21 protein-coding genes are annotated in these 21,261 nt (G+C 58.9%); 6 read left to right on the top strand and 15 right to left on the bottom strand.

Features of this window, described 5'->3' with window-relative positions:
• Positions 1-117: 117 nt before the first annotated feature.
• From D7241_RS05135 to D7241_RS05090, 10 genes are all read right to left on the bottom strand, one after another.
• Entirely contained in the window at positions 118-1,206 is a 1,089-nt protein-coding gene (locus D7241_RS05135; protein WP_408100568.1) for an AbrB family transcriptional regulator, read from the bottom strand.
• 189 nt (positions 1,207-1,395) lie between these two features.
• Positions 1,396-2,676: a TRAP transporter large permease gene (locus tag D7241_RS05130; protein ID WP_408100567.1), complete on the bottom strand. Its 1,281-nt coding sequence runs from the start codon at positions 2,674-2,676 to the stop codon at positions 1,396-1,398.
• The gene (locus tag D7241_RS05125; protein WP_408100566.1) at positions 2,676-3,251 is read right to left on the bottom strand and encodes a TRAP transporter small permease; all 576 of its coding nucleotides are present in this window, start codon (positions 3,249-3,251) and stop codon (positions 2,676-2,678) included. Before D7241_RS05125 ends, D7241_RS05130 begins: the two co-directional genes overlap by 1 nt.
• An 84-nt stretch (positions 3,252-3,335) precedes the next feature.
• Complete coding sequence (dctP, locus tag D7241_RS05120) at positions 3,336-4,322, bottom strand: TRAP transporter substrate-binding protein DctP (RefSeq protein WP_408100565.1); 987 nt, start codon at positions 4,320-4,322, stop codon at positions 3,336-3,338.
• Between the two features lie 81 nt (positions 4,323-4,403).
• Entirely contained in the window at positions 4,404-5,345 is a 942-nt protein-coding gene (locus D7241_RS05115; protein WP_408100564.1) for an MBL fold metallo-hydrolase, read from the bottom strand.
• 51 nt (positions 5,346-5,396) lie between these two features.
• Positions 5,397-6,641, bottom strand: a complete 1,245-nt coding sequence (locus D7241_RS05110; protein WP_408100563.1) for an OprD family porin — start codon at positions 6,639-6,641, stop codon at positions 5,397-5,399.
• Positions 6,642-6,789: 148 nt separating this feature from the next.
• Positions 6,790-7,314: a gamma carbonic anhydrase family protein gene (locus D7241_RS05105; protein WP_408100562.1), complete on the bottom strand. Its 525-nt coding sequence runs from the start codon at positions 7,312-7,314 to the stop codon at positions 6,790-6,792.
• 28 nt (positions 7,315-7,342) lie between these two features.
• A complete protein-coding gene (locus tag D7241_RS05100) occupies positions 7,343-8,524 on the bottom strand; it encodes a CaiB/BaiF CoA transferase family protein (RefSeq protein ID WP_408100561.1) in 1,182 nt (393 codons plus the stop codon).
• Positions 8,525-8,552: 28 nt separating this feature from the next.
• Entirely contained in the window at positions 8,553-9,482 is a 930-nt protein-coding gene (locus D7241_RS05095) for a hydroxymethylglutaryl-CoA lyase (RefSeq protein ID WP_408100560.1), read from the bottom strand.
• 110 nt (positions 9,483-9,592) lie between these two features.
• Positions 9,593-10,507: a LysR substrate-binding domain-containing protein gene (locus tag D7241_RS05090; protein WP_408100559.1), complete on the bottom strand. Its 915-nt coding sequence runs from the start codon at positions 10,505-10,507 to the stop codon at positions 9,593-9,595.
• 213 nt (positions 10,508-10,720) lie between these two features.
• On the opposite strand from D7241_RS05090, the gene D7241_RS05085 reads away from it, so the two are divergent.
• From D7241_RS05085 to D7241_RS05075, 3 genes are all read left to right on the top strand, one after another.
• Positions 10,721-10,855: a hypothetical protein gene (locus D7241_RS05085; RefSeq protein WP_408100558.1), complete on the top strand. Its 135-nt coding sequence runs from the start codon at positions 10,721-10,723 to the stop codon at positions 10,853-10,855.
• A gap of 76 nt (positions 10,856-10,931) precedes the next feature.
• Positions 10,932-11,303: a hypothetical protein gene (locus D7241_RS05080; protein WP_408100557.1), complete on the top strand. Its 372-nt coding sequence runs from the start codon at positions 10,932-10,934 to the stop codon at positions 11,301-11,303.
• 255 nt (positions 11,304-11,558) lie between these two features.
• Positions 11,559-11,756 (top strand): hypothetical protein, encoded by a 198-nt coding sequence (locus tag D7241_RS05075; RefSeq protein ID WP_408100556.1) that lies wholly within the window; start codon positions 11,559-11,561, stop codon positions 11,754-11,756.
• Between the two features lie 260 nt (positions 11,757-12,016).
• On the opposite strand, the gene D7241_RS05070 is transcribed toward D7241_RS05075, so the two are convergent.
• Both D7241_RS05070 and rfbD read right to left on the bottom strand, forming a co-directional pair.
• Complete coding sequence (locus D7241_RS05070) at positions 12,017-13,183, bottom strand: SAF domain-containing protein (protein ID WP_408100555.1); 1,167 nt, start codon at positions 13,181-13,183, stop codon at positions 12,017-12,019.
• Between the two features lie 118 nt (positions 13,184-13,301).
• Positions 13,302-15,383 (bottom strand): dTDP-4-dehydrorhamnose reductase, encoded by a 2,082-nt coding sequence (gene rfbD, locus D7241_RS05065; protein WP_408100554.1) that lies wholly within the window; start codon positions 15,381-15,383, stop codon positions 13,302-13,304.
• A 319-nt stretch (positions 15,384-15,702) separates the two neighbouring features.
• On the opposite strand from rfbD, the gene D7241_RS05060 reads away from it, so the two are divergent.
• From D7241_RS05060 to D7241_RS05050, 3 genes are all read left to right on the top strand, one after another.
• Positions 15,703-16,065, top strand: coding sequence for a hypothetical protein (locus tag D7241_RS05060; RefSeq protein WP_255981705.1), 363 nt, complete (start codon positions 15,703-15,705; stop codon positions 16,063-16,065).
• Between the two features lie 94 nt (positions 16,066-16,159).
• Positions 16,160-16,477 carry a hypothetical protein gene (locus tag D7241_RS05055; RefSeq protein WP_408100553.1) on the top strand — a complete coding sequence of 106 codons (318 nt, stop codon included), beginning with the start codon at positions 16,160-16,162 and terminating at the stop codon, positions 16,475-16,477.
• Positions 16,478-16,627: 150 nt separating this feature from the next.
• Entirely contained in the window at positions 16,628-17,662 is a 1,035-nt protein-coding gene (locus tag D7241_RS05050; RefSeq protein ID WP_408100552.1) for an NADP-dependent oxidoreductase, read from the top strand.
• 212 nt (positions 17,663-17,874) lie between these two features.
• Here the strand turns inward: D7241_RS05050 and D7241_RS05045 are convergent, their stop codons facing one another.
• From D7241_RS05045 to D7241_RS05035, 3 genes are all read right to left on the bottom strand, one after another.
• Complete coding sequence (locus tag D7241_RS05045) at positions 17,875-19,221, bottom strand: esterase-like activity of phytase family protein (RefSeq protein WP_408100551.1); 1,347 nt, start codon at positions 19,219-19,221, stop codon at positions 17,875-17,877.
• Between the two features lie 229 nt (positions 19,222-19,450).
• Positions 19,451-20,056, bottom strand: a complete 606-nt coding sequence (locus D7241_RS05040) for a glutathione S-transferase family protein (RefSeq protein ID WP_408100550.1) — start codon at positions 20,054-20,056, stop codon at positions 19,451-19,453.
• Positions 20,057-20,093: 37 nt separating this feature from the next.
• Positions 20,094-21,260, bottom strand: a complete 1,167-nt coding sequence (locus tag D7241_RS05035) for a PLP-dependent aminotransferase family protein (protein ID WP_408100549.1) — start codon at positions 21,258-21,260, stop codon at positions 20,094-20,096.
• Position 21,261: the final 1 nt, after the last annotated feature.

The following is a 21,261-nucleotide window of genomic DNA, read 5'->3' as shown; positions in this document are numbered from 1 at the left end:
CGCAGCTCGAAGTAAGCATTTTGATTGTTTTGCGTAATCGAATTACGTTTAGAGGAATTTGCGTTAGCGATGCCTGACTGTCAAGCCTTCTCCGACGCAGATCGCTCCATTCCTTGCTCATCCAGACCCGGCATTGCGCTTGAAAAGACGCAGACAAAGTCTCACCAGCGGTGGCGTGAAGAGCACGACTGCGAACAGGCGCAGCGTCTGCAATGTCACCACCAGGCCGACGTCGCCACCGGACTCCATAGCGATAATAGACAACGAGTCCAGCCCGCCCGGGCTAGTCGCGAGAAAAACCGACAGGTAATCACGCTCCAGCAAAACCGCGAACAACCAGGCCGAAGCTGCGCAGAACCCGATCAGCATCAGCGCGGCCGCGAGCATGACCGGCAACTTGCGCACCACATAGATCAGCGTGGCGCGGTCGAAACGCAGCCCGACGTAACTGCCGATCGCAGCATAGGCCACCGCCATCAGCGGGCCAGGCAATGTGATCTGAAAGGCCCCACTCAGCTGAGCGAGCACAGCCAGCAGGAGCGGACACAACATCAATCCAGCCGGCAGACGTAACCCCATCACAACGCCGATCAGCACTAACGCAAGACTGAGCCCGACATTCAGCAGATAGGCCGGCATCGTCGATGAGATCGACGGAACGTATGGAACAACCGTCGGCGCAGATGCAAGCTGATGGCTCACCAGTGCGCTGATCGCGATCACGCAGATAAGCCGCACGTACTGCATGGTGGCAACGAGCCGCGGGTCGGCTCCGTAGTTTTCCGACATCGACATCATCACCGGCGCGGCACCCGGCGCCGTCCCCCATAGCGCGCTGCTGGCTGGAAGCCGTCCGAGCCACATAAGGGCCAATCCCGCCACCAGGCTCAACAACACCGTGAGCACGGTGGCGCTGAGCATCAGCGGCCAATCCTGGAGCAATGACGCCAGCACGCCGAGCGTGATCGAATGCGCTACCAGCGCACCGACCAGGCCAATGGAAAACTGATAGACCCGCAACGGTACCTGCGCCGAACTGCCCATTACGCCGAAGGCAATTCCAACGAACATCGGCCCGAGGAAGAACGCTGCCGGCAAGTGGATCAACCGGAACAGGCCGCCCAGCGCCCCCGCACCGATAATCAGCGCCAGCCACTGCGCCAACGGCGGACGCGATGTCAGCCAAGCACTTGGCACGATACGCATCAGATGTTGCCCCTGCGCGTAACGGCCATGCGGCGGTCTAGAACATCTCGCTTCAATTGCTTTCCGTCCTGCTGCTTTTCGTAGTTGGGGATGTTTAGGCGGCCGACGCTTTCGCTTCCATGTTGGCGCCTCCATCGCCAGTCAATCGGTGCCGAAGCGCCGTTGACTGACCCCAGCAAGGAAATTGCGCTACGTCGGATTCATCATGCTCTGCGGTAATAGCGTCGCCAGCTGCGGGAAAGCGACAACCAGCGCCAGACCGAGCAACATCAGCAATACGAAGGGAAACGAGCCACGGATGATCGGCCCCATCGGCGACTGGGTAACCGCTTTGATGGTGAACAGGTTCATGCCCACCGGCGGCGTGATCATCGCGACTTCAAGATTGATCACCAGCAGCACGCCGTACCAGATCGGATCGATGCCAAGGTGCGCCATCACCGGCATGATTACCGGCGAGGTGATCAGGATGATTGCAATCGACTCGAGGAACATGCCGAGCACAAAAATCATCACCATCATCGCGATGATGAAGCCGAGGGCGCCCATGTCCATTTCGGTGACCATCTCGACGATTTGCTGCGGCACCATCAGTTTCGTCAGCGCGTAGCTGAACACCGCTGCCGAAGCTAGGATCATGAACAGCATCGCCGAGGTGCGCGCGGCATCCTTGGCGCATTCCCAGATATCTCGCAGTCCGACGCTACGATAGATGAAAGCTGCAATCGCCAACGCAAGCAAGGCGCCGACTGCGGCAGCTTCGGTAGCCGTGAACACGCCCGCATACATGCCGCCCAGTACCAGTGTCGGCAACGTGATCGCCCATCCCGATTTACGAACAGCAACCAGCATTTCCCGGGTAGTCGCGCGTGGCTCACGCTGCGTGCCGCGCTGCCGGAACATGCAATAGACGCAGAAGATGCCCGCCAGCAGAAAGCCAGGTACAACACCAGCCATGAACAGACCGCTGATGGAAGTATCGGTCGCTACTCCATAAAGAATCATCGGGCCGGACGGAGGAATCAGAATCCCCAGGGTGCCGCCGGCAGCAACCAGCCCGTAGGCGATCTTTGGGTCATAGCCGTAACGGATCATCTGCGGAATTGCCACCGCGCCGATGGTCAGAGCCGTCGCTACGCTGGAGCCGGAGATCGCCGAGAAGATCATGCAGGCCACGATGGTGGCGATGCCGACGCCGCCCGGCAGGTGCCGCGTCAGGGTGTAAGCGGTGCTGTAGAGATCGTCGACGATGCGCCCGCGGATCATTACGTGGGCCATGTAGGCAAACAGCGGGATGGCTACAAGCACATACATGCCGGTCTTGGCGAAGACGATATCGGAAACGATGTCCAGCCCGCCCGGCTCGCCCATCAACAGCAAACCACCGAACAGCGACAACCCGGCGAAGATCGGCAATCCAGTGAGAAGCAGCAGGATCAACCCCACCAGCAAAAGGGAAATGGCGAGCATCAGTGCTTCTCCTCTTCATTGACTACGAAGGCCGAGGCACCACAGGCCAGGCGCAACAGGCTATCGATGGCTGCCAAAGCCAGCAGGAAGCCTCCCAGCGGAATCAATAGCTGCAGTTGGTACATCGGCAGCTCCAGGTAGCCCTGCGTCACCATGCCGATGGATTTGGAGAACATCGCCGTCTGCCAGCCGTTGACGATCAGGAAAATCGACAGCACCAGCACCACGGACATCGACCAGATCTGCGCCCAGCGCTGCCAGCGAGGGCTCATCAGCTCGGTCACCAGATCCACGCCGATGTGCCGACCTTCTCGCAGCGCGCAGGCGGCGCCGAACATGACGATGCCGACGACCAGAAAGCCCACTACCTCATCGATCCATAGAGAAGGCGCGCCAACGAAGTAACGCACTACGACCGAGTAGCCGATCAGCGCCAGCGCGACCAGCACGCAGACGGCGGAGAGCGCCATGGCAACGGTGAACAGCCCAGCCACCGCTGCGCTGAAAATTCGGCAGAACGCCGGGAGTTTGATCTCGTTCATCTGGCTGCTCAGATAGGCTTGCTTAGTGTTCATTGCTTTACCTCGGCACGCATGCAACAGAGGCGGGAGCCGAGCGTCGCGAGCCAACCACGCTCCGCCCGCCCCCCGCACAACCGGTCAGAGTTGCTTGATCATTTCGATAAGCTTTTGCCCGTCCTTGGTGGTCTTTTTGAATTCTTCGATCACTGGCGGCTGCATGAGCTTTTCCAACGCCTGGACCTGCTCGGGCGTATGCACCGTTACCTGCATGCCGTCCTCTTTAAGCTTCGCCACACCGTCCGGATCGACCTCATCCGATTTGGGAAGAAGCGTTTGCTCAGCCGCTTCAGCGGCCTTCATCACACCAGCCTTGGCATCAGCGGGCAGAGCCGCCCACCATTTCGGGTTGACGATGAGGTTCTGGTACACCGTCAGCAACGGAGTCGCCACGGCATACTTCTGTACCTCGTAGTAACGGCGCGCGTGAACCGCGCTGGCGCTGGACACACCCGCATCAATCACACCCGTTTGCAGCCCCTGATAGACCTCGGAACCGGGCATGGTCGATGGCGCAGCACCAAGAGCTATAAAACCCACATCGCTCAAGCGGCTGAGACCGCGGATTTTCACGCCTTCGAAATCCTTAGGCTCGATCAACGGCTTTTGCTGGGAAGTGAAGGTGGCGTTATTTGCGTCGACCAACCAGGCGATATTGGTAACGCCCTTCTTCTGCAGCTTTTCGTCGAGCAGCTTTTCTGCATCCGAACCGTAGAAGTTGGCCAGCTTTTCCTTGGACGTCATCAGATAGGGAATGCTGAACACCTGAACTTCCGGCACGGTTCCGCCCCAGAGTAGACTCACCACGGATGCCGCTTCGACCTGGCCGCGGGCGACGGCCGCGTGGTTCTGGGTGGCCTTGAACAGTTGTTCACCGCCGAATATCTGCACCTCGACCTGATCGTTGGTGTTGGTCTTCACGTCTTCGGCGAACTGCTCGAGCGCCTTGGCGACATGATGGGACGCCGGCAGCTGATGGCTCAGGCGCATCGTGTAGTCGGCTGCTTGGGCCTGGGGCAATGCCGCGCTTGAGAGCAGAACGGCTAACGCAATGGCTGTTTTTTTCATGATTGCCTCTTCTTGTAATTTTTCAGGGACGGGCCGACCTGCCCCGCTCCACAAACCTGGAACGATGAAAGACCGCTCGGGCTACTCCAGCTTCATGGCGTCGCGCGCAAAGACGAAACGGCCGTCGTAATGCTTCGCCATCTCCGCCTGCATGTTCTCTACGGAGTCCGACCATTTGAGAATGTGGGAAAGGACCAACAACTTCGGCTGGGCGTGCTCGGCAATTTTCGCAACCTGCTCGACCGAGGCGTGCTGGTGACGGTGATAGTCGCTCCGCTGCGGTCGCTTCGGGTCGGTGCTGGCCTGCAGGCCCGCTTCGCTGTACACCTCGTGGATCAAGTAGTCGGCGCCCTTAGCCTGGGCGGCGACTCGTTCGTCATACGTGGTGTCGCCGGAAATGACCGTCACCTTGTCCGGTGTGGTGATCTTGTAGCCATAAGCCGGCTCGATGTCGCCATGGTCAACCAGGAAGGCTTCCACCTTCACCTCGCCATCGTCGTAAACCACACCGGGTTCGGTGATCTCGCTCACCGTAGGGGTCGGATCCGTGACTCTTCCGGCTCCGCCTACAACCGTGCTCTGGCGAATCTCGGTGTCCTGTCCGTAGGCTTTAATGATGTGCTCGACGAGCGAACGAGTGCCGACCGGGCCGTGTACCTGAAGTTGCTTCTCACGCAACCACCACAGATTGAGCGCTACTGAGGCGAAGCCCAGGGTGTGATCACTGTGCATATGTGTGATGAACAAATGCTGAATGTTTCGCGGTGCCAGGGCCTTCTCGCCATCTTCGGCAAGCTTGATCAGACGGTTGGAAACCGACGACCCGACATCGAACAGAAACGATCGATCTCCATAAACCACCGCGACGGAGGCGCCGGCACGTTCCGATTCCGGTACGGGCGTGCCAGTACCTACGGTATATACCCGAGTGCCGCTCGCCTTATCTTGCTCCGCTGCGAATAACGGCGCTGCAATAAGAGAACCCACAACAATCGCCAGCAAACATTCTTTTATGATTTTCATATCGAGTTCCAAATCAGTACGCAATTGGCATAAACGCTGCCCTTCTCATCTTCAGAACTTGAAGGCATACCCGATGATTACGCGGTTCTCGTCGTTACTGCGGGTGTAGTTGGTGCGATTGGAGGCATTTCTCCAACGCAGGCTGACGTCCTTCATCGGTCCGCTTTGCACCACGTAGGTGATGTCGGTGGTGCGCTCCCATTCGCGCCCTTCTTCACCGGCCGCACGCAGTGCAGCGGCTTGTGGCGTGGCGATATTTTCTGGATTGACATTGTCGCCTTTGACGTAGCGCAGGGTGAAAGTCAGGCCGGGAACGCCGATGGCTGCGAAGTTGTAGTCATATCGTGCATGCAACGCTCGCTCATTCGCTTGGGCGAAAAGACTGGTGTTCTGCTGTGCAAACAGATAGGTATCAGCTCCGTTAAGTAGAGGAAACGGGCTGTCACCCCAAAGTTTCTGATAGCCGCCGCTAATGCGATGACCACCCAACTGATAACCAAATAAAGTACTTAACGCACGGTTGTCTACCTCACCTACGCGCTCTGCGCCTGTTTCAGAAGCGTTGAAGTAGCGAACTTCAGCAAAGAGCGAGCTGTTTTCGCTCAATGGATGGGTATGTTTGAATCCCAGATACTGCCGCACGTAGAAATCTTTGAGCTCGCTGGCATGCAAACTCAACTTCGTTTGCGGAGTCACTGCAAAGTCGACACCGCCATAGGTGTAGCTGTCGCTGGTGACTGAATCATCGTAAGCGCCAAACTGGCCCATCGTTGTCAGGTCGACAGATTCGTCCGAATCGCGCTGTTTTACTTTCCGAACCTGCCCGAGATGAAAGGTGAATTTGTCGAGATCGTTCGAGAAAAGCTGAGCACCAGTGAAAATTTGCGGGAACAGACGGCTGTTATTCGATAACAGCAAAGGCAGGGTTGGACTGACGCCACCCAGAAACAGCTCGGTCTCGCCTATCCTGGCTTTTACAGTCGCAGACAGCTTTGAATATTCATCTTCAGCGCGTCCATCGGAACCGCGCTCCAATAGCCCGCTGCCAGTGCGATCCTGGCTGGAGTCGAGCTTAACGCCGAGCATGCCCAGGGCATCGACCCCAAAGCCGACGGTGCCTTCGGTGTAGCCGGATTCGAGCTTGAGCATGAAGCCCTGCGCCCACTCCTCACGTTTGTTCTGTCCCGCTCCGTCGCGGAAATCGCGGCTGAAATAGAAGTTCTGAGTACTCAGGCTGCCCTTCGCATCGCCGATAAAGTCGGCGAAGGCGGACGGTACGGCAACCATTGATGACATCAACAGGGTACCGGTGAGTGGTAGAGACGCTTTTATTGTCATTGTTATGCAACCCATTTTTATTATTGGTTTGTCCCCATGGGGACGCGTTGCCTGCTCTCGATCCGAAAGCAGTTCTGCATGCCTGGCCGAGCCAGGCATCAAGTCTTCAGCCGATGCGCACCAGGCCCTTCTTGTGCCGCTGCGCGCGTGCCACATAGTCCTGCGCGTTGAGGCGGAACTTGGCGGCAGCCTCCTCGGTGAGCTCGCGTACCACTTTCGCTGGCGCGCCGATGATCAGCGAGTTGTCCGGAAACTCTTTGTTTTCCGTAACGATCGCACCGGCGCCGACCACGCAGTTACGGCCGATCTTCGCGCCGTTCAGCACTACCGCCTGGATGCCGATCAGGCTGCCCTCGCCCACCGTGCAGCCGTGCAGCATGGCCTGATGGCCGATGGTGACGTCGGTGCCGATGCGCATCGGGAAGCCCGGATCGGTATGCAGTACCGCGCCTTCCTGAACATTGCTGCCGCTGCCGATCTCGATCAGCTCGTTGTCGCCGCGCAGCACTGCCTGCGACCAGACGCTGGCGCCCTCACCCAGCGCGACCTTGCCGATCACCGTGGCATCGTCGGCGACGTAAACGCTGTCGTGGATTTCCGGCCGCTGGCCTTCGAATTCGTAAATCGCCATTTCTGTCTCCTTGCCTTCTCGGCGGTAGTCATTCGCCGCGGAACACGCCGGCCTGCTGCAATTCGTCGATCTGCACGTCGCTGTAACCCAGCCCGCGCATGACTTCACAAGTGTTTTCGCCAATGCGGGGGATAGAGCGGCGCGGCCCCAGCCGATGGCCGTCGAGGGAGACGGGCAACAGCGGCATGTCGGTGTAGGAGCCATCCTCGAGTTGAAGCTTGGCAAGTCCGCCGCTTTCGATCAGATGCGCGTCATCGAACAGCTCTTCCGGCTTGCGTATCGGAGCGAAAGGAATGCCATTGGCTTCCAGCTGCGGTGCTAACGCCTGAGCATCGATAGTGGCGAACACTTCGCCTAGATGAGCCAACAGCCGCGGCCGCTGCAGAACGCGGTCGTTGTTGGTGGCGAGACTCTGGTCATCAAGCAGCGCCTGCTGACCGATCAGCTTGCACAGTGCCCGCCACTGGCCGTCACCGGTGGCTGCAACGAACATCTGCTCACCACCAGCGAAGGTGAACACGTCGTAGATCGACCAGGCACTGATACGGTTGGGCATGGGCGCCGCCGCTTCGCCGGTGACCACGTATTGCTGCATGTGCTGCGCCGCGAGCAGTACACAGTTTTCGTAGAGCGCACTCTGCACTTCGCGGCCGAGCCCGGTACGGTTGCGCTCGTTGAGCGCAGCGAGGACGCCGATGGCGCCGAACATGCCGCCCATGATGTCGTTGACCGAGCTTCCGGCGCGCAATGGCCGGCCGACCGGACCGGTCATGTAGGCCAGCCCGGCCATCATCTGCACCACTTCGTCGAGGGCCAGGCGCTTGTCGTAGGGCCCGGCGAGAAAACCCTTGAGGCTGGTGTAAACAATCTTCGGATTGCGGCCCTTGACCGCCTCGTAGCCGAAGCCAAGCGACTCCATCCGTCCGGGCTTGAAGTTCTCGATGAACACATCGGCGCTGTCGAGGAGCTTCAGTACGGCTTCCTTGCCTTCCGGCGTATCGACGTCGACCGCGATGCTTTGCTTGTTGCGGTTGAAGGTGCGGAAGAATCCCGCCCCGGCGCCCAGCAAGCGACGGGTACCGTCGCCCTTGATGGGCTCGATCTTGATCACTTCGGCGCCCAGGTCACCCAGGATCATTCCGCAGGTGGGACCCATGACCATGTGGGAAATTTCGACAACACGAATCCCGTCAAGTGGAAGACTCGACATTTTTCTACTCCAGCAATGAAAGGCGCGATCAGGCAGCGGCAGGCGGCGCGATGAAATTCTTCGGCAGACCGGCGCGGGCGATGTACCCGTACAGGGTTTCCCCTGGTAGCGCGGTTTCGAGCACCGTGCGCGACTCGATCAGTCGTTGCAGGTCGATGCCGGTCTCGTAGCCCATGCTCTGCAGCATGAACACCATGTCTTCTGTAACGGTGTTGCCTGAGGCACCCGGTGCAAACGGGCAACCACCAAGCCCGGCAAGCGATGAATCCAGCTCTCGGATACCGTGCTGAACCGCCACCAGGCTGTTGGCCAGCGCCAAGCCACGGGTGTCATGGAAATGCGCGGCCTGAAGCTTGTCACCAGCGATGGCGCGGACCGCATCAATGGCCTCGCCAACCTGGCCCGGAGTGGCGTAGCCGGTGGTATCGCCCAGTGAAACCTGATCGCAGCCGATTTCAAGGACCAGATGGGTCAGGTCGCAAAGATCGGCAAGCGGCACCTGACCTTGCTGGGTGCAGCCAAACGCAGTGGACATGCCCGCCACCATCACCACATCGTCACGTCCGGAGCTGGTGCGTAGATCGCACATGCGGCCAAGTTCTTCGACCATTTCCTGTGGGCTACGACGGACATTGGCAAGGCTGTGCGCGGCGCTGACCGAAACCGGCGCGACGATACGATGCGCACCACTGGCAAGGGCGTTTTCGACGCCGCGCAGGTTCGGCGCGAGGACGGTTATATGAAGGTCTGGATAACCCAGTGCATGAGCGACGACTTCATTGGCGTCGGCCATCTGCGGCAGCAGCTTGGCCGGAACGAACGACGCAACTTCCATATGTCGGACGCCCGCAGCATAGGCCGCATCGATCCACTTGCACTTGTCGGCGGTGGGCATGATGCATTGGAGGCTCTGCAAGCCGTCCCGCATGCCCACCTCATTGATGATTATTTTTGTCATGAGGTCTCTCGCTAAGGCGTGTCGCTTGAGGGAGAGACTAAGAAGCTACGGCGGCAGGGAAAAGACGTTATTCGCGGCCTGATCCATCGCCGTTGACGATGGATAGAAACCTAGGCCGACGCGGTGTTCTGGCTAGGCACCCGCGCGAGCAGGTGATTGAGTAGTCGCCGCGCCGACAGCGAGAGCGCATCGGAATCGCGCACGCAGATGACGAATTCTCCGAGCGCCCAGCTATCGGTTAGTGGGATGACCTTCAGGTCGAACAATTGTGCGTAACGACTCACAGCTTCCTGGGGAAAGATGCCCAAGGCAATTCCCACATGGACCAGCCGATAGGCCGCATCGAAGGACGAAACGTGGGTACGGAAATGCACCTGACGGCCGACCTCTGACGCTGCCCGCTGCATGAATGAGTTCAGGGTGGCGTACGCCGACAGCCCCAGGTGGTCGTAGTCCAGCGTCTCGACGAAGGAGATGCTGGTCCGCTTGGCCAAAGCATGCTCGCGGTTGACGACGACAGCCAGGTGGTCGCTGCGGTAAGGAATGAATTCCAGGTCGCCTTCGGTCATGGACTTACGGCAGACGCCCAGATCGGCATAGCCCTCAGCGACACCACGTACCACATCGGGACTGAAGCGTTCTTCGATGTCCACCTGGATATGCTCGTTGGCAAACATGAAATCGGACAGCTCCTCGGGCAGGAACTCGATGATGGATGAAACGTTGGCCAGTATCCGCACGTGACCTCGCGCCCCTTCGGCGTACTCGCTGAGCTCACCCTGCAGGCGTTCCATGCTGCGCATCAATTGTCGCGCATGACGCAGCAAAGCCTGGCCAGCGGGGGTCGGCACGACACCTTTCTTACTACGCACGAGCAGCGGCGTACCGATATCCGCCTCGATGTCGGCGATTCGCTTGCTGACGGCCGAAGGCGCAATGAACTCCCGCTCGCTGGCCTTGGTGATGGTGCCCTCTTCGCACACCGCGATAAACAACCGAAGCGAGACTGGATCGATATGCCACATGTCGAGTCATCCTGAATGAATGAGCAGAGCCTACCGAAAAAGCGGTTTGGTCGCGCCACTGGCATGCCGTCTGCTGCTCACCAAAAAAGTACAGCGCTCGTTCGTCTACGAATCCAGGCTCGCGCTCAGCGCATGTTCCTTTGATTCCGTTCATCCGTCGTTCAGAACGAATCGCCGAGCACCGTTGCCGAACCCTAGACAGCGAGGTGAGCCATGAACGGTAGCGAACCGCAGCCAAGCGAAGACCAGACGCCGCTCGAATACGACGAATACAGCGATGTACCTGGCTCGGCAGATACATCCGATGTTGATGAACGCGAGGATCAGGACGAAAGCCCGTTGGGTTGAGGCGAAGACGGCGCGGTGTCCGATCGCGCCCTTCCATCCGACCCCAAACATATCTGATGAAACTGAGGAAACCAGAATGACTCGACTGTTCGACAAGACCGCACCACAGAACGTGCACGGCTGGGAACGCACCGCGTCGGTCGCCGGGGGCCTGATGCTGCTGGGCAAGGGGTTGCGCCGTGGCGGAGTGAGCGGGCTTTTGCAACTGGCCATGGGCGGCATGGCATTGGCGCGCGGGATCAGTGGGCGTTGCGAGGCGAAACGCATGCTGACCGAGCAAGAGCACTTGCGCCAGCGGAGGGACGTCGCAGATAAGCAGCGTTACAGCCACATGCCCCTCGACTCGGAAGTTCACAGTCCCGATTTCGCCGAGCCCGAAGTAACGCTTCCCGATACCACGCCGATGGGCCACGAGACGCATCCGGGCGAACGTCACAGTATTAGCTGAGCCTCAGGTACCGATGGGCATCCGGGCCGGTTGCTGATGACACCGCAAATCGGAGTTTCATTACCCAGCCTGGATTCCCAATGCCCCTCAGAGTACTGCTCCTAGTAGGGCCTTATTTTCGAAAACTAAGGAGATTCGGCCAATACCAGCCTCTTTTGAGCCTCCCGCCGAACGGTGATTGTCGATATTTTGACGAAGTGATATTCATATGTCGTGATTTCGTCATATCTCGCAACATTCCAAGGAAGATATCAAATGGATACTACAGGGCTCGATACCAGAGACGCTGGGCAATGGGTGGTTGTTTACTCGTACGGCAGCGTACTGGCGGTATTTGAAAACGAGCAAGACGCTCAAGACGAAGCCACCAGTTTTGGTGGTGCGGTCGTTCGGATTGCCGGAGACGTCTGGACTGCGTTCTGTGAGGCAGGTACAGCGGTTGAACGTTGCTGAAGCTCAAGTTCTATAACGCCGCCGCGGCCCGCAGGCTGTTCAGCCGGATCAAGTCGAAGCTAGAGCGGCTCACGCCATAAGCGTAAACGTCTTCCCGTTATCTTCCGCCCCGCATTCCGTTGCTGGCATGGCAACCACAGCAGGCTGCGCCAAGCTTGGCGGCGCGGATTCGTAGTGATATGGCACGAGCCCTGTCCCGGTGTGCTGAAACTCGATGAAGCTATAACCATCAGCCCAGATTTCGGCCTCATTTCCGATCATTACCTGCGCACCCGCTGAGCGACTTCATTCATCACAGTGGGCGCTTCGGTCTTTCCCATCAACTTTTGGCGCTGCTGAAGGATGATGTCCAGCACCCGGCTGGGTTGAATCTCTATGTCGTCGAAGGTAATCAGCTGCCCTGGTTCGACGGGCCTTTTGAGCACCGTATTGCGAAGCAGGCCGATGGGCACGTAGTCGAGCTCATCAACAAGCCGCACCGCTTCGCCACGAACGTCGAATCCGCCGATACCGCGGCTGATCACCTCGCCCGCCTTTATCTCGCGCTTGGCTATCGCTGCAACACCCAGTGTCGGCTCGACAGAGTTATTCAATAGCACGCCGCCGCCCGCCAGAACTCGACGCACGGTCTTGCCAACTTCAAGCGAGCAGAGATGAAACGGACGCGTCAATACGTAATACGGACCGGGGCCCAGCTTGAAGTACTCAATCGCCGGCGCCTGATCTTCATCGTGGCGGCAGACTAGGAAAACCCCACCAGCGGAATATCCGCTCGGGATCACATAGTCGACGATAGGCTGACCAATGCCTTCAGCGATCAGACCGAGGATGTTACCGCTGCGGTTAAGGTCAGTGGACGCCAACCCTTCCAGCCCTCGCCGGGTGATGGTCGCACCAAAACCGTTACCCACCACCGCCTGTTCGATTTGCACCTTCGTGCCGTCGGTAAACGAGGTGGTCTGATCGATGCTGATACCCTGACGTTTGGACCAGTACGCCATGTCTTCGTGGCTGGGGTTATGGTTCAGATAGCCTTTCATGTTGCCGTAAACGAGAGGCTTGAAACCCATTTGCAATGCATCTTCACGCAATGCCGCCAACGACCCTGGCTGGTCGCCTTCGGCTTCAGTGAGCAGACCCTTGCCGGCTAGGTGGGAGCCGGTGGTGATTTGCAACTCGGCATTGATGGTGACGACAGGCAAGCCGGCTTCGAATGCCCGCTCGATCACTTCCGTCCCGAAGAACACATCACCGGTGCACTCGACGATGATGTCCGAGTGCACGATGAGGTCGTCAATGGAATTGGTCAGCACATCCCGGAGCGGAAAATCGCCAAGCGTGTCAATGCTCCTGCGCGTAAGGACGCGGCTGATCTGCAGATCTTGGTAATGCTGCATGATCAGGCGAACGAAACAGTGCGAGATCATCCCTGTGCCTGAAACACCCACTCTTTTAACAGCTGTGCCGTTCATCACGAAAATCCCTTTATTTTTTGGTCTGCAGTTCGGACCGTAACATCTGGAAAAAGTTTGCTTGAGGAAACGGCTAATGCTGGCTTGCCGTTTGCGCTATCGAGAGACGCGCAGTGAATGGCTCGCCACCCTCGTGCTGCGGATAGGTCCGGAACGGCACCCGGCTCGGTGCAGGCCCGAACGGTGCAGTTGGCAGGTCGCTCATCTGTCGTATCACATGGCGCAACTCTTCCCGCCACGGCTTGGGTCTGATGCCGAAGGTCGTCTCTATCAGGCCGCAATCGAGCGCCGACCAGGCTGGTCGGGCCGCCGCCCTTGGCAGGTTTGCGCTGAGTACCGGCAAGACTCGAGGTGCTTTAGCGATAAGCCCGGCAAGCTCGGCTTCACGAAAAATTTCCACAGCAAACTCTGCCCACGAGCAGGGCGACGAACCGCTGTAGTGGTAAAGCCCCCACTCGAGATCACCATCACGGCAATAGCGCAGCGCAAGCTCGATCAACACGCGAGCGACACTGCGTGCGCGCGTCGGGCAGCCAACCTGATCGCTGACTACCGAAACCTCATCCGTCTTGCTGCCCAAGTTGAGCATGGTCTTGACGAAATTATTGCCGCGCTCACCGTAGATCCAGCTGGTTCGCAGAATCAGGTATCGATCCAGGGTTTCGCTGATGGCAACCTCCCCGGCCCGCCGAGTGGTGCCGTAGACGCCAATTGGCACAGCCGGATCGGTTTCGCGATAAGGCTCGCTGCTGTCGCCGGAAAAAACGTATTCGCTGGACAGGTGAAACAGAGGAATCCCGAAATTACTGGCAGCCTGGGCCAGGTTTGCGGCACCGTCACGATTCACCGCTTCGGCCTGTGCGACCTCGGCCTCGGCGTGATCAAGATTGGTATAAGCCGCCGCATTGATAATTAGGGCCGGTCGATAACGCTCAATCGCCTCGCTGATCTGCGACGGGGATGTGATATCGAGTTCCTGATGCATCAGCCCGATTGCATCCAGACCAAAGCTCGCGGCCTGATTGACCAGACAGTGGCCCACCTGACCGCCAGCACCGCACACCAGGACACGCATGTTCGGCTTGGATGAGTGCGGCTGCGGTTGGCGGTCCCCTGCTGTTAGTAAGCCAGTTGGGTCTGCTGCAAGCGCTTGCGTGTCGACGGCGGGCGGTGAAATGTCATTCATCTGCGCACCGCTCAATGGCTTTGGGCTCAGTTTCCGCACAGTCACGCCGAGCGCCTCCACTGGCGCATCGGCCGCCTCGGGCTTGGGCGTAAAGCTGAAACTTTCGATCACACCGTTCAGCACTATCCGAGCCTTGGCGAACTCACCGCTTTTAAGCATGCGAGCCACCAATACCAGGCGCGAAAAGAACACACCCAGCACGCGGCGCTTACGGAAATACCGGCGTGCGACGAATAATTCGTTGCGTATGAAGTGCCGATGCAACGCAACCCGCTTCGGGTCGGTCTCGCTCAAAATGTCGATGGCGCCGCTGACTCGCCGCATGTGTAGCACCTTGCTCGCCGCCACGAGATAGCCTGGAGCCTCCTGACTGATACGTAGGGTGAATTCGGTATCGTCGCCCCACATGAACATCGACGCGATCGGCAGGCCATAGCGCTGCAGCGAAGCGCGCGGTACCAGTATCGAAACGAATGTCGCCGGGCGCACCGGAACCACGCCTAGGTCGAGTAGTGCCGGCCAGTTCTCATAGGCAATGGCATTGGTGCGTTCGTCGATGCGCGGAACATTGGTCAGCAGGCCGTCTTCGGTGTAGGCCATCGACAACAGGAAAGAATGCGGCTTGTCCTGGGCACGAAGCTTCTCGTCGGCCTCGGTCAGCTTCTGCAAGGCGTCTGGCTCGGGAATGACGTCGTCATCCATCATCCAGACGAAATCGGCGCCAAGCTGGTAGGCAATACGGAACCCGGCACTGAATCCACCCGATGCGCCCGTGTTGTGCGACAGCACATACACCTTGAGGTTTGGCAGCTGCAATTCGAGCAGCATTTCCTCGGTCCCGTCATTGCTGGCGTTGTCGACGACGATGACGCCGTCGCATGGCCGGCTTTGCGCGTTGATTCCATCGAGGCAGCGTTTGAGCAAATCCTTGCGTTTGTACGACAGTACGACTGCGTATATCTGATCCATTGGTCGTTCGGTCTCTGATCGAGAAGGCAGGTGGCATCCAAGCCCAGCAGTCGCCCAGCGATTGATCACATCGTTGGCGTCGGGGCGTCGCTGCGGCACCGCCATGGTTTTATCCACAGCGCTCAGCTCCGACCCAGGAAGACGGACGGGGTTCAGTAATTTGCAACGAAATGTGGCGAAACGGAGGCTACTTCATATCGGCTGTCCCGGCCCCCTCGTCAGGCAAGGCGAGGAAACAGCGCTCAGTTGAAATGGGTGAAACCCGAACTCAGCCGGTCAGCTCTGTTCACATGCTCTGAGGCCACAACGGAGAATCAGAATGAAAACATCGTTATTGGCGCTGGTCAGTCTGGCGTTTGCGGTCCCGGCTTTTGGGCAGGATGTGCAGGTATCTACTCGACTAAATGGAATGGACATCGAAGTGGTGCCGCTCGGCGTGCCAGAGGCGTCGTCCAGCAAGGTCGACCTGGTCGGCGTGCCAGCCGTGAAAGTAACCAATCGCAGCAATGAGATCGCATCGTGCCAATTTCATGCGTTGCCCGAGGAAACAGCCATGACGGCTACCCCGGCGTTCTCGGTAGATCCCAACGAGCAGGTCGTCATGCGGGTGCCAGGAAAATACTCGGCCGGTGGGCCCATTGCGCTGCTGGTGTGCGAACCGGAAGGCGTCACGGGACGCTAATCGTGGACGTGGCGGACTGTCCTTTCTAAAAGAGCCGGATACCAATACGCCGGCTGATCGGCGCATCGGCACGTCAAAAAAACAGGAGAACGTCATGAACAGATCGTTTCTATCGTTACTGGCGATAGCCACGCTGCTGGTTGCCGCCCAACCTGCTTTTGCCCAATGGCCGGCAGGCACGCCACGGGAAGACACTGGCGCGCGCCCAAGCCCGATGGGCAACCCGACGCCACAAGAAAAGCTCGAAACCCACCGCAATGACCAAGGACAGATCGTGACCGAGGACGGTCGTGTGGTTAAAGGGATGCCCGAAAGCGACTCGGTACCTAACCGGAACATGCACCGCACCGAACAGGAAACAATAACCGACGACCCGCCACACAAATCCGCGACACCGAGAGAAATAGAGTAGCGACAGCGTCGGTACAGCTCGCGGAACCTATATGCCTATAGGCCATGTTCTGAGCAGCTTGCCTATAAAACGCGCGCCGATACTTATGGAACGCTAAGTACCCGGCACGCTCCCACTTTGATCTATCCGACTGACCCATGGGAGACCGTGATGACACAGCAGTCGCAACGAAACCGCAGCATTCGCCTCGCCTCACGCCCTCACGGCGCGCCTACGCCGGATAACTTCCGCCTGGAAACCGCCCCGGTGCCGACGCCCGAAGACAGCCAGTTGCTGCTGCGCACCGTCTACCTCTCGCTGGACCCCTACATGCGCGGTCGGATGAGCGCCGGGCCGTCCTACGCGCCGCCATTGGAGATCGACGATGTGATGGTCGGCGGCACGGTCTGCCGGGTCGTCAAGTCCCGCCATCCGGGCTATCAGGAAGGCGACTGGGTGCTCAGTGGCAATGGCTGGCAGGACTACGCCCTGTCAAATGGTGATGGTCTGCTCAAGCTCGGACGCGATATGAAGAATCCGTCTCACGCGCTGGGCGTGCTGGGCATGCCCGGATTCACGGCTTATATGGGCCTGCTGGATATCGGTCAGCCCAAAGCTGGGGAAACCCTGGTGGTTGCGGCGGCCACCGGGCCGGTGGGCGCCACAGTCGGACAGATCGGTAAGCTCAAAGGTTGTCGTGTAGTGGGCATCGCCGGTGGTCCCGACAAATGCCGTCATGCGGTCGAAACCCTCGGTTTCGATGCCTGTATCGATCACCGCGCGGACGATTTCCCTCAGCAATTGGCCGCTCAATGTCCGGATGGCATCGACGTGTATTTCGAGAACGTCGGCGGCAAGGTGTTCGATGCGGTGCTGCCGCTGCTCAATACCAGTGCGCGAGTGCCGGTCTGCGGGGTGGTTGCCCAGTACAACAGCACCGGTCTGCCGGATGGGCCGGATCGCCTGCCGCTGCTGCTCGACACGATTTTGAAGAAGCGCATGCGCATGCAGGGCTTCATCATTTTCAATGATTACGGCCACCGCTACGACGAGTTCGCCCGCGATATGAGCGCCTGGTACGCCGATGGCAAGATCAAGTATCGCGAGCAGATCGTGCAGGGACTGGAAAATGCCCCCGAGGCATTCATCGGGCTGCTTGAAGGCAAAAACTTCGGCAAGCTGGTGGTGCAGGTGGGCGAGGCCTGATCAGAGGTTCCCTACCCGCGGCGTCTTCTTTGGTGGGCTGAAGCGGAACGCCGCCCGGCCCACCCTGCGGCACTCCTACAGGTGCACCGATTACCACAGTTTTTTGCAGGAGCCAGCTTGCTGGCGAAGCTTTTGATGCTTCCACTCGCGAGCAAGAACTAGCCGTCCCCCTCGCTCCTACATAAAACGCTGCCCGGCGGTTCGGCCGGTGGTCAGCTTGGGTTCAGCGCCGTCGACACCTCGCAACGACGCGCGTCCCTCGCCTGCTGCAGGTGCGGCGGGCTAACGCCTGGGATGGGACTAGCCAGGCGGATTTTCAGAAACTCCGTGGCATCGGCAGCCGACTCGCGACCACCCCCGCCCGGGAAGTTGTTGTCGTTGGCCACCAGCAAAGTATGAGAATCCAGCAGCAATGCGCTTTCGATGGTGACGTAGGGAAAGGTGAACAGGCGCTGGCCGTCGCCGTTGAGGTCATCCGGGTCAGCCAGTTGCATCAGGTCGACCAACTCGGTCTTGCTCACCGCCCCACCGCTGCCGACGTCACGCGTATCGATCAGGTAGATTTTCTTGAACGGCGTACCTTGGGTAGCTGTTGCACCATTGCGTTCGATCACCAGAAAGCGGCTGTCATCAATGGCCGTCATGTCACCGATGGCGTGGTCAACAGCCTGCAAGGTGTAAAAAAAGACCTTGCCGGTGTAGCGCTCCCGGTCGACAGCGAATTCGCTAATGCGTAACGTGCCGGCCGGATCGCCGCTGACGGTTTTTTCCAGCAACGTATAGAGCCGATCACCCCGTGGATTAATCGCCATGCCTTCAAAACCACCTGACCCGGCGAGATTGACGGTTGCCCGCCCCGCCATTACATCGGCGTGCTGTGGCGCATAGACACCGGGCAGTGAAATTGCGCTGCGGGTGACCGTACCCGAGGTGTCGGTCTTGATCAGATAGGGGCCGAATTCATCGCCAAACCACATCGCACAATTCTTATCCCGGCGTACCGACTCGATATCCAGGTCGGCCCCTGTAAGCAATCGACCAAAGCCGATGGCGCTATCGACACGCGGTTTCGAGCCGTCGTCGTAATAGAAGCGAAAATCCGCCTGGATCGGCAGTTCAAGCTTCTGGTTGATGTCGTTGAGGGTGATCCGCGACGGATGGATGAAGCGCGCCAACGGCGCCGCGCTCAGGAAATCGCTGGCGCTGACCTTACCGCTGCCGCCGCTGGCGGTGCGGAAATCCGGGCGCACGCTATAAAGCCGTAGCAGCGCATCAGCGGAGTTCTCCTGCGCACCGAAACCGTTATCGGTCATGACGATAAAGCTGTTCTCGTCGGCCCCCGGCAGCACGGCGGAAAATCCCTGAACCGGTTGCCGGCCTTCGTAAGGTGGCCGATGCGTCCCGTAGGGATTCCCGTTGATCAGTTGACCCGAAGTCGGGCCGTCGGAGAAGGTGTCGGCGGGCATCATCGCCCAGCCCACTAAGATGTTGCTGGCGGCCATCGCAGGGGCGGAGATCGCAGCGGCAAGCGCCACGACCAGCGGCTTCGGGATTCGCATGAGGCAAAGTCTCCATCCGGTTAGCGCCGGCACCGCGCGATGTGCGCGATCTAAGGCGTTGGAGGATCACCTTAGGAATAGACTATGTCAGGAATATGGCTTGATCAGGCCAGCCGAGGTAACGCCGCCAGTGCTTTCATTTCTTCCGCTGCACCAACAACTGTTGCCGCTGGGTTCAGGCGACCGCAGAGCTCTCCGCCGCTAGCCCTCAGCCTTTTTTTGCGTTCCCCTAATCGAACATCCCAACGTACCGTGGGTGGCTGGCAATTCGCTGCAGCCACGCGCAGATTGCAGGGTATCCGGCTAGCCGAAAACCACCCTCTTCGGCCACGTGTGTATAGGCGTACAGTGCGACGTCGGCAATGGAGTACTGCTCGCCAACCAGATACGGGGTACGTAGCAACTGCTGTTCCATCACTTCCAAGGCGTGATAACCGTCTAACTGCTTGGCCGCATATTCTTCCAGGCGATCATCGGGCAAGCCTAGATAAACCTTGATGAATCGCGCCACCGCTATAAACGGCTCATGGCTGTACTGCTCGAAGAACTGCCATTGCAAAACCTGGGTACGTAGCCGCGCATCCGTGGGCAGGAACTCGGTTCCCTCTGCCAGAAAATTGAGTATCGCGTTCGATTCCCATAAACAGGTGCCGTCTTCCAGTTCAAGCACGGGTATTTTGCCGTTGGGATTTTTTTTCAAAAACGCCTCCTCACGACTTTCACCGCGAAGAATATCAACCGACACCCAGTCGTAATCCCGACCAAGCAGATGCAGCATCAGCTTCACCTTGTAGCAATTGCCTGACCGATAATCGCCATAGATCTTGTACGCCATTTGCTCCCTCCCAGGGCAACGCAAGCCGCTATATTGGTCAAGCCGCCTCGACTACTAGCGCTTCACGGATCACACAAGCCAAGCGGCGGACGCCTTCGGTGAGGCGCTCCGGCGCAACATGACTGAAATTGAGCCGCAAATATCCTGGATTTCGCTCAGGGTCGATGAAGAACGGCTCGCCAGGCATGAACACCACATCCTGCGCCAGGGCGGAATCGAGCAGCGTTCGGGTATCGAACGGTTGTTTCAATTGCAGCCAGAAGAACAACCCACCTTGCGGCACCTGCCAGTCGGCGAGATCAGAGAAATGCTCCGCCAGCGCAACCTGCATGGCGTCGCGGCGTAGGCGATAGAAACTACGCAGCTCACTCAGGTGCGAACGATATTGCTCGCTGCCGAGCCACTGCAGGGCCTGCCACTGGCCGATGCGATTAGTATGTAGGTCAGCTGACTGTTTCAGCCGTAGCAGATAAGGGAACAGGTCCGGGGTTGCGATCAGATAGCCAACACGCAGCCCAGGTAGCAGCGTCTTGGAAACCGTGCCGGTGTATATCCAGCTCGCCTGGCACATGCGGCTGACGATGGGCTTGGCGCTGCCTTCGTCAAAAACCAGTTCACGGTAGGGTTCGTCTTCGATCAGAGTTACCTTGAACTCATCGAGCAGCGCCGCAACCGCGTCGCGCTTTTCTTCGCTGTAGCGAACCGCAGAAGGATTCTGAAAGGTCGGAATGAGGTAAGCAAAAGCCGGTTTGTGCTGTTCCAATCGCTGGCGTAGCGCGACCAGCGAAGGTCCATCCGCTTCCTGTGGTACAGCAAGGCACTCGGCACCAAACAACTGAAACGCCTGTAGCGCTGCCAGATAGGTCGGGGCTTCGAGTAGCACCTCGGTTCCACGATCGATGAACAGCTTGGATGCGAGATCGAGCGTCTGCTGCGAACCGCTAACGATTAACACCTGACTGGCCTCGCAGGGGACTCCGAGCAGACGTGCTTCAGCGGCAATCGCCTCGCGCAATGCCGGCTCCCCCTCGCTCATGCCGTACTGGCCAATATACGAAGGCATCTCAGCCCATTCGACCTTAGGCAGCATCGACTCTGCGGGCAATCCGCCGGCGAACGACATCACCTCTGGCCGCTGCGCAGCGGCCAGAATTTCACGAATAAGCGAGCTCTTGAGACGGTCGACGCGTTCGGAGAAAACCATG

Source organism: Stutzerimonas sp. VN223-3, from assembly GCF_045999685.1.
Lineage (GTDB): Bacteria > Pseudomonadota > Gammaproteobacteria > Pseudomonadales > Pseudomonadaceae > Stutzerimonas > Stutzerimonas stutzeri_AR.
This window is presented reverse-complemented; position numbering and strand designations above follow the sequence as displayed.

Excerpts from the sequence above, each read along its gene's own strand:
- D7241_RS05135 (WP_408100568.1), bottom strand. The coding sequence starts at position 1,206 with ATGCGTATCGTGCCAAGTGCTTGGCTGACATCGCGTCCGCCGTTGGCG.
- D7241_RS05130 (WP_408100567.1), bottom strand. The coding sequence starts at position 2,676 with ATGCTCGCCATTTCCCTTTTGCTGGTGGGGTTGATCCTGCTGCTTCTC.
- D7241_RS05125 (WP_408100566.1), bottom strand. The coding sequence starts at position 3,251 with ATGAACACTAAGCAAGCCTATCTGAGCAGCCAGATGAACGAGATCAAA.
- dctP (WP_408100565.1), bottom strand. The coding sequence starts at position 4,322 with ATGAAAAAAACAGCCATTGCGTTAGCCGTTCTGCTCTCAAGCGCGGCA.
- D7241_RS05115 (WP_408100564.1), bottom strand. The coding sequence starts at position 5,345 with ATGAAAATCATAAAAGAATGTTTGCTGGCGATTGTTGTGGGTTCTCTT.
- D7241_RS05110 (WP_408100563.1), bottom strand. The coding sequence starts at position 6,641 with ATGTCATCAATGGTTGCCGTACCGTCCGCCTTCGCCGACTTTATCGGC.
- D7241_RS05105 (WP_408100562.1), bottom strand. The coding sequence starts at position 7,314 with ATGGCGATTTACGAATTCGAAGGCCAGCGGCCGGAAATCCACGACAGC.
- D7241_RS05100 (WP_408100561.1), bottom strand. The coding sequence starts at position 8,524 with ATGTCGAGTCTTCCACTTGACGGGATTCGTGTTGTCGAAATTTCCCAC.
- D7241_RS05095 (WP_408100560.1), bottom strand. The coding sequence starts at position 9,482 with ATGACAAAAATAATCATCAATGAGGTGGGCATGCGGGACGGCTTGCAG.
- D7241_RS05090 (WP_408100559.1), bottom strand. The coding sequence starts at position 10,507 with ATGTGGCATATCGATCCAGTCTCGCTTCGGTTGTTTATCGCGGTGTGC.
- D7241_RS05085 (WP_408100558.1), top strand. The coding sequence starts at position 10,721 with ATGAACGGTAGCGAACCGCAGCCAAGCGAAGACCAGACGCCGCTCGAA.
- D7241_RS05080 (WP_408100557.1), top strand. The coding sequence starts at position 10,932 with ATGACTCGACTGTTCGACAAGACCGCACCACAGAACGTGCACGGCTGG.
- D7241_RS05075 (WP_408100556.1), top strand. The coding sequence starts at position 11,559 with ATGGATACTACAGGGCTCGATACCAGAGACGCTGGGCAATGGGTGGTT.
- D7241_RS05070 (WP_408100555.1), bottom strand. The coding sequence starts at position 13,183 with ATGATCTCGCACTGTTTCGTTCGCCTGATCATGCAGCATTACCAAGAT.
- rfbD (WP_408100554.1), bottom strand. The coding sequence starts at position 15,383 with ATGGATCAGATATACGCAGTCGTACTGTCGTACAAACGCAAGGATTTG.
- D7241_RS05060 (WP_255981705.1), top strand. The coding sequence starts at position 15,703 with ATGAAAACATCGTTATTGGCGCTGGTCAGTCTGGCGTTTGCGGTCCCG.
- D7241_RS05055 (WP_408100553.1), top strand. The coding sequence starts at position 16,160 with ATGAACAGATCGTTTCTATCGTTACTGGCGATAGCCACGCTGCTGGTT.
- D7241_RS05050 (WP_408100552.1), top strand. The coding sequence starts at position 16,628 with ATGACACAGCAGTCGCAACGAAACCGCAGCATTCGCCTCGCCTCACGC.
- D7241_RS05045 (WP_408100551.1), bottom strand. The coding sequence starts at position 19,221 with ATGCGAATCCCGAAGCCGCTGGTCGTGGCGCTTGCCGCTGCGATCTCC.
- D7241_RS05040 (WP_408100550.1), bottom strand. The coding sequence starts at position 20,056 with ATGGCGTACAAGATCTATGGCGATTATCGGTCAGGCAATTGCTACAAG.
- D7241_RS05035 (WP_408100549.1), bottom strand. The coding sequence starts at position 21,260 with ATGGTTTTCTCCGAACGCGTCGACCGTCTCAAGAGCTCGCTTATTCGT.